Source organism: Rhodococcus sp. NPDC059969 (genome assembly GCF_042738325.1).
Taxonomy (GTDB): Bacteria; Actinomycetota; Actinomycetes; order Mycobacteriales; family Mycobacteriaceae; genus Rhodococcus_F.
Map to the genome: position 1 here is coordinate 96,853 of NZ_JBHWUF010000014.1, position 12,164 is coordinate 109,016.

The 12,164-nt window shown below is 63.9% G+C and carries 12 protein-coding genes; 6 read left to right on the plus strand and 6 right to left on the minus strand.

The window, feature by feature from the left end; all coding sequences use genetic code 11:
• Positions 1–103 precede the first annotated feature (103 nt).
• Complete coding sequence (locus ACFWAD_RS27600) at positions 104–340, plus strand: hypothetical protein (RefSeq protein WP_378549620.1); 237 nt, start codon at positions 104–106, stop codon at positions 338–340.
• A 4-nt stretch (positions 341–344) separates the two neighbouring features.
• Here ACFWAD_RS27600 and ACFWAD_RS27605 read toward each other — a convergent pair whose 3' ends face one another.
• From ACFWAD_RS27605 to ACFWAD_RS27630, 6 genes are all read right to left on the minus strand, one after another.
• Positions 345–1,514, minus strand: coding sequence for an ABC transporter ATP-binding protein (locus ACFWAD_RS27605; RefSeq protein ID WP_378549623.1), 1,170 nt, complete (start codon positions 1,512–1,514; stop codon positions 345–347).
• Between the two features lie 4 nt (positions 1,515–1,518).
• Entirely contained in the window at positions 1,519–2,349 is an 831-nt protein-coding gene (locus tag ACFWAD_RS27610; RefSeq protein ID WP_378449050.1) for a carbohydrate ABC transporter permease, read from the minus strand.
• A 1-nt stretch (position 2,350) separates the two neighbouring features.
• Positions 2,351–3,232 carry a carbohydrate ABC transporter permease gene (locus tag ACFWAD_RS27615; protein WP_172436712.1) on the minus strand — a complete coding sequence of 294 codons (882 nt, stop codon included), beginning with the start codon at positions 3,230–3,232 and terminating at the stop codon, positions 2,351–2,353.
• An 80-nt stretch (positions 3,233–3,312) separates the two neighbouring features.
• Entirely contained in the window at positions 3,313–4,644 is a 1,332-nt protein-coding gene (locus tag ACFWAD_RS27620; protein ID WP_378549626.1) for an ABC transporter substrate-binding protein, read from the minus strand.
• Between the two features lie 258 nt (positions 4,645–4,902).
• Positions 4,903–5,397, minus strand: a complete 495-nt coding sequence (locus ACFWAD_RS27625; protein WP_003945065.1) for a general stress protein — start codon at positions 5,395–5,397, stop codon at positions 4,903–4,905.
• A 106-nt stretch (positions 5,398–5,503) separates the two neighbouring features.
• Positions 5,504–6,466: a CoA ester lyase gene (locus tag ACFWAD_RS27630; protein WP_003945087.1), complete on the minus strand. Its 963-nt coding sequence runs from the start codon at positions 6,464–6,466 to the stop codon at positions 5,504–5,506.
• A 73-nt stretch (positions 6,467–6,539) separates the two neighbouring features.
• On the opposite strand from ACFWAD_RS27630, the gene ACFWAD_RS27635 reads away from it, so the two are divergent.
• The 5 genes from ACFWAD_RS27635 (at position 6,540) to ACFWAD_RS27655 (ending at position 12,077) form a co-directional block, all read left to right on the plus strand.
• On the plus strand, positions 6,540–7,826 hold the full coding sequence (locus tag ACFWAD_RS27635) for a magnesium transporter MgtE N-terminal domain-containing protein (protein WP_378539200.1): 1,287 nt from the start codon (positions 6,540–6,542) through the stop codon (positions 7,824–7,826).
• The gene (locus ACFWAD_RS27640) at positions 7,823–8,365 is read left to right on the plus strand and encodes a DUF1003 domain-containing protein (protein ID WP_003945067.1); all 543 of its coding nucleotides are present in this window, start codon (positions 7,823–7,825) and stop codon (positions 8,363–8,365) included. Before ACFWAD_RS27635 ends, ACFWAD_RS27640 begins: the two co-directional genes overlap by 4 nt.
• Before the next feature lie 75 nt (positions 8,366–8,440).
• Positions 8,441–9,910, plus strand: coding sequence for a lytic transglycosylase domain-containing protein (locus tag ACFWAD_RS27645; protein WP_378549629.1), 1,470 nt, complete (start codon positions 8,441–8,443; stop codon positions 9,908–9,910).
• Between the two features lie 145 nt (positions 9,911–10,055).
• Positions 10,056–10,916, plus strand: a complete 861-nt coding sequence (locus tag ACFWAD_RS27650) for a lytic transglycosylase domain-containing protein (protein WP_378549632.1) — start codon at positions 10,056–10,058, stop codon at positions 10,914–10,916.
• Between the two features lie 24 nt (positions 10,917–10,940).
• Entirely contained in the window at positions 10,941–12,077 is a 1,137-nt protein-coding gene (locus ACFWAD_RS27655) for an Mrp/NBP35 family ATP-binding protein (protein WP_378549635.1), read from the plus strand.
• Positions 12,078–12,164: the final 87 nt, after the last annotated feature.

Below are 12,164 nucleotides of genomic sequence, written 5' to 3' on the forward strand. Positions count from 1 at the left end.
TCCCAGTTCCCTGTGAATGAGCTTCGCACACGAGATTTCACAATCAACCCGCAATACCGTGAATGGCAGGTTCACCCCCCACACAGCTATTTCAGGAGAGAGCATGATTCGGACCCGAGCAGGTAAGCGTCGCATCGCCACTCGATTTGCCGTCGCCGGCGCCCTGGCCGCCGCACCGATAGCAGTGGTGACCGGAACAGCACAAGCCGCCCCGGCCACGACCCATCACGAACAGTTCGGCCTGCTGATCCCCCTGCCCGAGCCGACCGACTCCGCGCCCGGCCCGGAACAGGTACCGCTCCCCTGGGCTGCGACGTATTCGGTCACCTTGCCCGGGTAGAGGTTCACAGCAGCAGATTGGCTCCCGTACCGCCGTCGAACACCGCGATCTTGGCGGGGTCGAACCAGAGATCGATCGACCTGCCCTGGGACACCGTGGACTCGGACGAGAGCCTGGCAACCAGTTGACCGCCACCAGCGACAGCCGTTCCCGAATCTGCGGCGAGTTCCTCGAGTTCACGAGAATTGACGGCAGGACCACCGGCAAGGAAATACGCGTACTTGTCCGAACCCATCGACTCCAACACGTCGACGTCGACAGTGAACGTCCCGCCGTGCGGCGCCTGCGCGGCATCGACCAGTGCGACATCCTCGAAATGTTCCGGCCTGATCCCGACCACCACGTCTCTACCCGATCCACTGCCCGAAATCTTCGACTGCGCCGCCGCTGGTAGGCGAACGTCACCGATCGGCGTGCTCACACCCTCGGCAGTCAACTGCCCGGGGAAGAAGTTCATGGACGGGGACCCGATGAACCCCGCCACGAACAGATTGTTCGGACGGTCGTAAAGCTCCTGCGGCGCACCGATCTGTTGCACAATGCCGCCGCGCAGCACGACCACGCGATCGCCGAGCGTCATCGCCTCGGTCTGGTCGTGGGTCACGTAAATCGTTGTCGTACCGAGTCGCTGCTGTAGGCGGGCGATCTCCGTCCTCATCTGCACGCGCAGTTTGGCGTCCAGGTTGGAAAGCGGCTCGTCCATGAGAAACGCCTTCGGGCTGCGCACGATTGCGCGTCCCATCGCGACACGCTGACGCTGACCACCCGACAGGTTCGCCGGTTTGCGATCGAGATGCTGGGTGAGGTCCAGTACCCGCGCTGCGTCGTCGACCTTGGCATTGATCTCGTCCTTGGACATCTTCGCCAATGTCAGTGGGAACGCGATGTTCTGGCGCACCGTCATGTGCGGATACAGCGCATACGACTGGAACACCATCGCGATGTCGCGGTCCTTGGGGGCGCGTTCGTTGACACGCTCACCCGCAATCCTCAGCTCACCGGTCGAAATGTCTTCCAGCCCGGCAATCATGTTGAGGGTCGTGGATTTTCCACAACCGGACGGGCCCACGAGAATGATGAATTCTCCGTCGGCGATGGTGATGTCGACATCACTGACCGCCTTGGCTCCGTCCGGGTACAGCTTGGTCACCTTGTCCAGCACGATCTCGGCCACAGGCTTATCCCTTCACTGCGCCGGAAGTAAGCCCGGCCACGATACGACGTTGGAAGAACAGAACAAAGATGATGATCGGAATGGTGATGACCATTGCGGCCGCGGCGATGGACCCGGTGGGCTCCTCGAATTGTGAAGCGCCGGTGAAGTTCGCGATGGCCGCAGGGGCGGTGATGGAACGTTCGGTCGACGTCAGCGAAATCGCGAACAACAGATCGTTCCAGCAGAAGATGAACACCAGAATGCCCGCGGTGACGATGCCGGGCGCGGCGAGCGGAGCTACCACCTTCCGAAACGCCTGCCCGGGCGTCGCGCCGTCCATCTGCGCCGCCTTCTCGAGCTCCCACGGGATCTCCTTGAAGAACGCCGAGAGCGTGTAGATCGCCAACGGCAACGCAAAGGTGATGTACGGCAAAATGAGTCCAGCCCAGGTGTCGAAGAGTCCGAGGCGTCGTTCGATGTCGAACAGCGGGCTCACCAACGAAATCTGCGGGAACATCGCGATCAGCAGGGCAACGGCCACGAGCACCTTCTTGCCCGGAAAATCCAGGCGGGCAATGGCGTACGCCGCCATCGTTCCGATCACCACGGCGATGACCGTCGAGATGAGTCCGATGCCGATGGAGTTGATCAGTGCACTGGTGAAGGCGCTGGTGTCGAAGATCCCTCGGTAGTTGTCCAGGGTCCACTTCTCCGGAATGAACTTGCCGTCCTTGATGGTTCCGGCAGGTTTGAAGGACAGGCTGGCGATCCACAGAACAGGAACCAACGCGTACAGCAAGACCAGAAGGTTGACCACGGACCAGCTGATCTTGAGTCTGGGAGTCACGGTCATGTCAGCGTCCTTCCGTATCGGATCCGGGAGCCGAGGCACCGAAAAGTTTGATGAAGACGAACGCGATCAGGGCCACACACACGAAGATCAGCACACTGATCGCCGATCCGATGCCCAGGTTGAACGCCTTGAACAGGTTGTCGTAACCCAGGATCGACACCGACCCGGTGTCGTTCGCTCCCTTCGTCAGCACGTAGATGTTGTCGAAGATGCGGAACGCGTCGAGCGTGCGGAAGAGCAGTGCGACGAGGATGGCGGGCTTCATCAGCGGAAGGATGATGCGCACCAAGCGAGTCCACGCACCGGCGCCGTCGACCTGAGCCGCCTTGAGGAGGTCGTCCGGAACCAAAGCCAAACCGGCGAGCAGGAGCAGCGCCATGAACGGCGTTGTCTTCCACACCTCGGCAAGGACGATGATCGCGAGCGACGGGATCTGGTCGGTGAGCGGTGCACTGCCGTCGGGCAGCAGGTTGGCGAGGTAACCGGTACCCGGCGTCCACGCGTAGTACCAGCTGTACGCCGCAGCGACGGTGACGATGCCGTACGGGATGAGCACTACAGTGCGGACGAGGCCCTTACCCACGATCGTCCGGTGCATCACCAGCGCGATGGTCAGGCCCAGGACGAACTCGATGACGACCGAGACGACGGTGATCGATGTCGTCACGGCAAACGCCTGCCACCAGTAGCCGTCGGTCAGCACCGATACGTAATTGTCGAACCACACGAACTTTCGTTGGTCCGGGAAGCGCAGGTCGTACCTCTGCAAACTCAGCCACACCGCGTAGACCACGGGATACGCGGTCACTGCGATCATGAGTATCGCGGCCGGCGCCACCAACCACAGGCCGAGTCGACGCTCGGCCGCCTTTCCGTCCGACATCTTCGACTTCTCGGTGTGCTTCGGCTCCGGCGAGGGGTCGGCGACTGCCGTTGCAGCTCCGGAGTTTTCGCTGTCGATCGTCACGGAATCAGCCCCTCGGAATTGACTGCCTTGCGTACCTGCTCGGCAAGATCGTTCACGGTCGATTCCGGATCGATGTTTCCCACAGGGTTGAGCGTGGCAGTGATGAGCGTCGAAATACTCTGGTAGGCAGGAGAAACGGGACGAACCGACGCGGTGTCCAAGCTGTCGCGAACCTCACGCCACGCCGGGTACGCCTCCTGGAAGGCCGGATCGTCGTACAGGCTCTCGAGCGTCGGCGGGACACCACCGGCGACGGCGTTGTTGCGCTGATTCTCCTTGTTGCGCAGGCAGGTGAGCGCTTCGAAAGCGAGGTCCGGATGCTGACTGGTCTTGGCCACGGCTACGTTGAATCCGCCGATCGTGACCTCAGCCGGTTTGCCTTCGATCACCGAAGGATAGGGAGCGGCAAGGAAATTCCGTTCTCCGTTCACCGTCAGCACCGTATTTCCGGTGTTTTGGCTGGTGACGTTGCCCTTGTCGTCGATGTACGGAAGATCGCCCTTCTCGGCGTTCTCCATGATGCCGGGAAGCACGAACGGCCAATTGACCTGGAAGGCGGACTTACCGCTCTCCATTCCCAGGCGCGACGACGCTTCGTCCCCCTGCGAAATCGAGGGATCCGCGCCCTTCGCGGTGGCGACGCGCTTCATGACGGTCAGTGCCTGTTGGGCAGCATCACCGTCGGCGACCGTCACCGTGGTTCCGTCCGGCCCCACCACCGATCCGCCCGCACTGGCGAGAAGCGTGTTGAACCAGACCATCAACCCTTCGTACTGCTTGCCCTGCACGCCGATCCAGCTGGGTCGTCCCTCCGCAGCCAGACCTTCGGAGATGTCGATCATCTGATCCCAGGTTTGGGGCGGTTGGCCGTCCGGCATCAAATCCTTTCGATACCAGAGCAATTGGGTGTTGGTGTTCAGCGGCGCCGCGTAGAGTTGGTCCTGCCACTTGGCCGATTGCAGCGGGCCCTCGAGAGTCCCGTCGCTCACCTCGGCCGCGACGTCGGAAGGAAGCGGCAATGCCCAACCGGCTTCGGCGAATTCGGCGGTCCACACCACGTCGAGCGTCATCAGATCGAGTGACTTGTCGTTGCCGGTCAGACGCCGGGCCAATTGAAGTCGCTGGTCGTCAGCACCCTTGGGCAGAGTTTTCTGCTCGACCCGGTACGCGCCGTTCGAAGCCGCCGAACAATTGGCGGCGGCTTCCGCATACTGCTCGGCGCCGTCTGCGGCGGTGTAGAAGGACAGCACCACCCCGTCGTGGCTGTCCGATCCACACGCACTGAGCAAGGGCGCCAACAACAAGGTTGCCGCGCCGAGCAGCCCCACCCTGTATTTCTTTTTCTGCCCCGCCCGCGATCTCTCGTTCTGCCCCGCCCGCGATCTCTTGTTCTGCACAGCCGTCCTCCTCGGGCGGCGAGACGGCGCAGTCGTTACGGCTGGCCGACGCACCACACATCGGCACTTTTGCCGGAGAAGGGACCTATTTCCTTGTCCGGCAAACGGTCACGGGAAGGTGAGTGTTACCTCGCCCGCGTGTACATAAAGTAACCGAGATCACACAAGTTGGCAGCACGAGCAAGAATGTCAGATGGCGAGCTTGGCAAGAAGGTCGCGCGCCGACTCCGCCGTCTTGGGCTCGCACAGTACGTCGTAGCGTCCGGCGACCAACTGCATCGTGGAGGCAAAGTCCCGCTGCCCCCGCGTCGCGGCGTACGGGATGGTCGTGGAGATGACACCGAAGATGATGCCGCCCACGATGCCCGCGATCAGCGGGGCGAGGAAGCCACCGGTGACGATTCCGAGCACCAGGCCGAAGAACACACCGAGCCAGGCACCGGAGACGATGCCGCCACCGATCACCTTGGCCCACGTCAACCGACCGAGGACTCGCTCGACCTGCATCAGGTTCACGCCGACGATCGTGACGTCCTGAACCGGGAATTCTTGATCGGAGAGGTAATCGACTGCGCGCTGCGCTTCGGCGTAGGTGGGGTACGACCCGATGGGCCATCCCGAAGGCGGTGTCGGCAACGCTCCACGGCGCGACCCATTCGACGATTGACCGAGCGGATTGGACATGGCTGGCTGCGCTCCTCTTTTCGGGCACGTCATCCACGTGGATGACGCAAGTACATCTACCCCTATTGTGCCCTTTACAGACCTGATTCGTTCGGCTATACGAGCGTCAGGCGTGTTCGGGTGGCGTGAATTCCGACGTGCGCGTCATCCCCGCGGCACGCCCCTTGGCCGAAATCACCAGTGCCATCTTGCGACTCGCCTCGTCGATCATCTCGTCGCCGAGCATGACGGCACCGCGCCCTCCCCCGGCGGCCGAGGTGTGGAATGCGTACGCGTCCAGGATGAGTTCCGCACGGTCGTAATCGGATTGGCGCGGACTGAACACCTCATTGGCCGCCTCGATCTGCGTGGGATGCAGTACCCATTTGCCGTCGAAGCCGAGCGCTGCCGTTCGCGCCGCCGAACGAGTGAAGGCCTCCACGTCGCGGATCTGCAGGTACGGCCCGTCGATCGCCTGGACTCCGTGTGCCCGTGCGGCCATCAAGATGGTCATCAGAATGTGGTGATAAGCATCACCGCGGTCGTAACCGTCCGGTTGCTCGCCGACCACCAGAGTTCGCATGTTCAGGCTCGCCATGAAATCGGCCGGACCGAACACGAGCGCCTCGACACGGGGGCTCGCGGTGGCGATCGCGTCGATGTTGGTCAATCCGATCGCGTTCTCGATCTGCGGTTCGATTCCGATTCTGCCGACCTCGAGGCCATTGGCTTTCTCGACCTGCGTCAACAACAAATCGAGCGCCTGCACGTGACTCGCGTCGGGAACCTTGGGCAGCAGAATGGCGTCGAGATGGGCTCCGGCGCGGCCCACCACCTCCACGACGTCGGCATACGTCCATTCGGTGGTCCAGTCGTTGACCCGGACGACCTTGACCTGTTTGCCCCACCCGTCCTCGGCCAACGCGTCGCCGATCGACTCGCGAGCAGCCTGCTTCGCCAGCGGCGCCACTGCGTCTTCGAGGTCGAGGAAGATCTCGTCGGCGGGCAATCCTTTCGCCTTGTCGATCATCTTCCGACTGCTGCCGGGAACTGCCAATACCGATCGACGGGAACGGTTGCGTGAAGTCATTTGCGGACTGCCCTTCTCGATTTTCGGTGGCGCCGTTGCAGATTTTGACGCTGGACGAATTAGCCTTGCAATCATGGCAGCAGCAGGCAAGGTATTTGCAGCCAGGCTTGCCGGCCTGGTTGTCCTCGGCCCGGACGGCGAATCGATAGGTCGTGTGCGCGACGTCGTCATCACGGTCCGCATCGGACGCCAGCAACCGCGAGTTCTCGGTCTGGTGATCGAAATGTTCACGCGCAAACGCATTTTCGTCCCGATGTTGCGAGTGACCGCTATCGAGCCGAGTGCGGTCACCCTGACCACAGGCAACGTCAGTCTGCGGCGCTTCAACCAGCGTCCGGGCGAGGTTCTCGCTCTGGCACAGGTACTCGATTCGCATGTGCGCGTGGACGACCCGGAACTCGAAGAGCTTCACGGCGCCGACACGATAGTCGTCGACCTCGGGATCGAATCGACGCGAACCCGCGACTGGGTCGTCTCGAAGGTCGCAGTTCGCGGCCATCGAGGACGCCTCGGTCGACGCGCGGCGATTCACGTCGTCGACTGGCAGCACGTCGCCGGCCTCACTCAGAGCGACCTCTCGCTCCCCGGCCAGGGCGTCGCTCACCTTCTTCTGCAGTACGAAGGGATGCGACCCGCCGACGTGGCCAACGCCATGCGTGAACTGCCGGAGAAGCGCCGCCACGAACTGGCCGTGGCACTCGACGACGAACGCCTCGCCGACGTCGTCCAGGAACTGCCGGCGGACGATCAGACCGACCTGCTGATGCACCTGGAAGTCGAACGTGCCGCCGATCTACTCGAAGCAATGGATCCTGACGACGCCGCCGACCTGCTGGGCGAGCTGCCCGAGACCGAAGCCGAATCACTGCTGCAGTTGATGGACCCGCAGGATTCCGAACCCGTTCGACGCCTGCTCGAGCACTCCCCGGACACCGCCGGCGGTCTGATGACACCCGAACCGGTGGTACTGACGGCCTCGACGACCGTCGCCGAGGCTCTTGCCCGCGCCCGCAACTACGACGTCACTCCGGCCCTGTCGAGCATGGTCTTCGTCGTGCGTCCGCCTACCGCGACTCCGACCGGGCGCTACCTCGGCTGCGTCCACTTGCAGAAACTTCTGCGCGAGCCTCCCGCCAGCCTGGTGGGCGGAATACTCGACACCGACATGCCCAGGTTGGCCCCGGACGACTCGCTGGCGTCGGTCACTCGATACTTCGCGACCTACAACTTGGTGTGTGGGCCGGTCGTGGACGACGAGAATCACCTGATCGGAGCCGTGACGGTCGACGACGTGCTCGATCACCTCCTGCCGGAAGACTGGCGTGAGGATTACTCCGACGACGAGGAACTACTCCGATGAGCGAACGGGCGTCGAGCACGACCGCACGGCAACGACTGGAAACGCCTCGCGGAAGCCGCCGGTTCAATCTCGATTTCGACGTCGAAGCTGTCGGACGCGTCAGTGAACGCATCGCCCGCTTCCTCGGCACCGGGCGTTATCTCGCAATCCAGACGATCATCGTGATCGTCTGGATCCTGATCAACGTGTTCGCGGTGGCTCTGCAGTGGGACCCGTACCCGTTCATCCTGCTCAACCTGGCCTTCTCCACCCAGGCCGCCTACGCGGCGCCGCTGATCCTCCTGGCACAGAACCGTCAGGAGAATCGCGACCGGGTCTCTCTCGAGGAGGATCGCTCACGCGCCGAGCAAACCAAGGCGGATACCGAATTCCTCGCCCGTGAACTCGCAGCTCTGCGCATCGCCGTCGGCGAGGTTGCCACCCGCGACTACCTGCGACGGGAGCTCGAGGAGATCAAGTCGATCCTTGCTGCCGACGGCGAACCGACCCCGAAGAAGAAGCACCGTGACTCGAATACTGCGAAACAAAGTCACAACTAGCTGAGCGTTCGCTGAGTTTTGCTGCACGCACCGTGACCGATATGTAACGTAAGTCACAGCAATATGGATATCACGGTGGGTACTCCGGAGCGGGAGCGCCAGCAAAGGGGAATCGTGCGAGTACGCGGAATGATTGCAGCATCCACACTGGTGGGGGGACTGCTCGTCGTCACAGGTCCAGCGGCCCTCACTGCCGGAAGCGCACCGACCGGAGGGTCACAGGTTCCCATCGCACTGGCGGGCGCCGCCTCGATTGCACAGCCGGACTCTGTCGACTTCCTCCCGACGCCCCGCACGGTCCGAACGCAAAGATCTGCCCCGCCCAGCGATGCGGTCGCCGGCGCCCCGGCAGCCCCTAACGCCGCGGCTGTCGTCCTCACCTCTCTGGGCATCCCCGAGATCGTCCTGAACGCATACCGCTCCGCGGAGCTGGTGATGATGACCGAGGCACCGGGATGCGGAATCCCCTGGCATCTCCTGGCCGGCATCGGCCGCATCGAATCCGGTCACGCCAACGGCGGCAAGACGACGTCGGTGGGTACAACGGTCACCCCGATCCTCGGCCCTGTCCTCGACGGACGGCTGGCAGGCAACGAAGTCATTCGAGACACGGACAAGGGCGCGATCGACGGCGACCCCACTCACGACCGCGCCGTCGGGCCGATGCAGTTCATTCCGGCCACCTGGGCCGGATATGCCAGCGACGGTAACGGGGACGGAATCAAGGACCCCAACAATGTCTTCGATGCGGCACTCTCGGCAGCGAAGTACCTCTGCAGCGGCGGACTCAATCTGCGCGATGTCGCTCAGGAGACCAAAGCTGTTCTGCGATACAACAACTCGGCCGCATACGCAGCCAACGTGATCATGTGGTCGACGGCATACAAGAACGGTGTCATTCCTTCCGGTCAGCTGCCGTACACCTCGGGCATCAACACCGGTAGCTCGGCGATCAACGCCGCCGCCTCGGCAGACTCCGCCGCTTCGGCCGTACTCGCCGCTGCTGCGGCTACCGATCCGGCGGCCGGCGACAAGGAATCAGCGTCGACGACGGCAACCCCGACCACCACTCCCCTCTTCCCGGGCCTGCCGGACATGCCTGCGCTCTCACCCGAGATCCAGGCACTGATCCCGCCAGGAGTAATGCCGGCCGGCCCGACTCCGGGACCCAACGCCGCCCGGAACGCAGCTCCCGGCCCGGTCATCCCGCTCCCCGTCCTGACCTCACGGGGTCTCGTCTGGCCGATTCTGACGGCCGAGGGATGGCGCTGGCCCGACGACATGTGCGTGATCCTTCCGGACCCCGCAGCCCTCGACGCCTTGCAGGACGGCATCCTTCTGCCGTGCACGGTCCCAGGCATGGCTGTGGCTGCCACGGCACCCGCCACCACCGACGCCGCGCCCGCGGAATCTTCGCCGCCCGCCGCCCCCTCGCCTGAGCCGGCACCGGCACCGGCACCGGCTCCTGCGCCGGAGCCCGCCCCAGCCCCCGCACCGGCATTCGTGCCGTTCTTCCCGGGCCTGCCCGGCATGCCCGCTCTGTAACCTAAAAATCACGAAAGAACAGTGCAAATGCCCCAAACTGCCCTTCTAGATCACGGTTGAATAACGGAAACGCAACAAATCAGGTAGCCTCGACTCCGTCAGTTGAACGGAAAACCTCCTCGCGGAGGTTCAGGAGGCATACACAGTGGGTCGGCACAGCAAGAAGACAGATTCGCACATCCGTCGAAATTCGGTCATCGCGCTCACCGGACTCATCCCTATCGGACTCGTCACCGCAGCCAACACGGCCGGCGCCGCTCCCAAGGTCCCGTTCTTCAACGCCAGCTCCGCCGAGACAGTCGACGCTGTGCCTGCCACGCAGGAACCGCAGGCGCAGATCCTGCCCGCTGTCGAAGCAATCGCCGAGCCCGCTCCCGCCGCAGCGCCGGAGCCCGCGCCGTTGGCGCCCGTGCAAGCGACTCCCCCGCTCCCCGCCTCCATGGCCGAGGGCGCACTCGGAATCCCGAGCGTGAGCGTCGCCGCGTACCAGAACGCCGAGCGCATCCTCGCCGTCGAGAAGCCCAACTGCAACATGCACTGGACGCTCCTCGCCGGTATCGGTCGCGTCGAATCCGGTCACGCGAACGACGGTAAGGACGCCGACGCGAACGGCAACCTCTACAAGCCCGTGATCGGTCTGCCGCTCAACGGCAGCCTGCCCGGTCAGGCCGTCATCATGGACACCGACGGCGGCGCCCTCGACGGCGACACCGTCTACGACCGTGCAGTCGGCCCGATGCAGTTCATCCCGTCCACCTGGAACCAGTACGCCGGCGACGGCAACGGTGACGGAATCGCCGACCCGCAGAACCTCTTCGACTCCGCATTGACCACCGGCAAGTACCTGTGCGACGGCGGACTGAACATGCAGGACGTCACTCAGGTCGCGTCCGCGATCCACCGCTACAACAACTCCGCGGCCTACGTCGCCAACGTTCTGGCCTGGTCGCTCGGGTACTCCACCGGCATCGTCCCCGCCGCATCGGACCTGCCGCGCATCCACTGACCTACCTGGACTTACCATGGAGTCATGTCTGTACTGACCGAGTCCGACGTACGCTCAGCGCTCGCGCGAGTTCTGGACCCAGAGATCCGCAAACCCATCACCGAACTGGGGATGGTCAAGGGGATCACCCTCTCCAGTGACAACAGCGTCGACATCGGCATCTATCTCACGACCGCCGGTTGCCCGATGCGCACCGAGATCACCGAACGCGTCACCAAGGCCGTCGCCGACGTCGCCGGAGTCGGCGCGATCCGCGTCGAACTCGACGTCATGGACGACGCTCAGCGAACCGAACTCCGCAAGTCGCTTCGCGGCGATTCCGCCGAGCCGGTCATCCCCTTCGCCCAGCCGGGCTCACTCACCCGCGTCTACGCCGTGGCTTCCGGTAAGGGTGGCGTCGGAAAGTCCAGTGTGACAGTCAATCTCGCGGCGGCGATGGCCGCGCGCGGACTGTCCGTGGGTGTACTCGACGCGGATATCTACGGTCACTCGATCCCCCGCATGCTCGGCACCGACGCCAAGCCGACTCAGGTCGAGCGCATGATCATGCCGCCCGTCGCCCACGACGTGAAGATGATCTCCATCGCGCAGTTCACCCAGGGCAACACTCCCGTCGTCTGGCGCGGACCGATGCTTCACCGCGCGCTCCAACAGTTCCTCGCCGACGTGTTCTGGGGCGACCTGGACGTGCTGCTGCTCGATCTGCCGCCCGGCACCGGTGACATCGCCATCTCGGTGGCTCAGCTCATCCCGAGCGCCGAGATCCTGGTCGTCACCACACCGCAGCAGGCTGCCGCCGAGGTCGCCGAGCGCGCGGGCGCCATCGCCCTGCAGACCCGTCAGCGTGTGGCCGGCGTCGTCGAGAACATGTCGTGGCTCGAGCTTCCCGACGGCACCCGTATGGACGTCTTCGGCCAAGGCGGTGGGCAGACGGTCTCCGATCGCCTCACGAAGGCCGTCGGCGCCAAGGTGCCGCTTCTCGGACAGATCCCGCTGGATCCGTCCGTCCGCGAGGCAGGCGACGCCGGGACGCCGATCGTCCTCAGCGCTCCCGACTCACCCGCCGCCATCGCACTCAAGGACATCGCCGACAAGTTGGCCGTCCGTCAGCGCGGGCTGGCCGGAATGTCGCTCGGTATCAACACGGTTCGCAACCTCTAGAACCCCGACATACGAAAGGGGGGGGGGGGCCCCTCCGGGTGAGGGGCCCGGTGGGGTTGTGGGTGATGGTTGGGTGGGAATGGCAGC

What these genes read in the sequence shown, in the direction of transcription:
- ACFWAD_RS27630 (WP_003945087.1), bottom strand. Translation starts at nt 6,466, where the DNA reads ATGACTTCACGCAACCGTTCCCGTCGATCGGTATTGGCAGTTCCCGGC.
- ACFWAD_RS27610 (WP_378449050.1), bottom strand. Translation starts at nt 2,349, where the DNA reads ATGACCGTGACTCCCAGACTCAAGATCAGCTGGTCCGTGGTCAACCTT.
- ACFWAD_RS27615 (WP_172436712.1), bottom strand. Translation starts at nt 3,232, where the DNA reads ATGTCGGACGGAAAGGCGGCCGAGCGTCGACTCGGCCTGTGGTTGGTG.
- ACFWAD_RS27635 (WP_378539200.1), top strand. Translation starts at nt 6,540, where the DNA reads ATGGCAGCAGCAGGCAAGGTATTTGCAGCCAGGCTTGCCGGCCTGGTT.
- ACFWAD_RS27600 (WP_378549620.1), top strand. Translation starts at nt 104, where the DNA reads ATGATTCGGACCCGAGCAGGTAAGCGTCGCATCGCCACTCGATTTGCC.
- ACFWAD_RS27625 (WP_003945065.1), bottom strand. Translation starts at nt 5,397, where the DNA reads ATGTCCAATCCGCTCGGTCAATCGTCGAATGGGTCGCGCCGTGGAGCG.
- ACFWAD_RS27640 (WP_003945067.1), top strand. Translation starts at nt 7,823, where the DNA reads ATGAGCGAACGGGCGTCGAGCACGACCGCACGGCAACGACTGGAAACG.
- ACFWAD_RS27655 (WP_378549635.1), top strand. Translation starts at nt 10,941, where the DNA reads ATGTCTGTACTGACCGAGTCCGACGTACGCTCAGCGCTCGCGCGAGTT.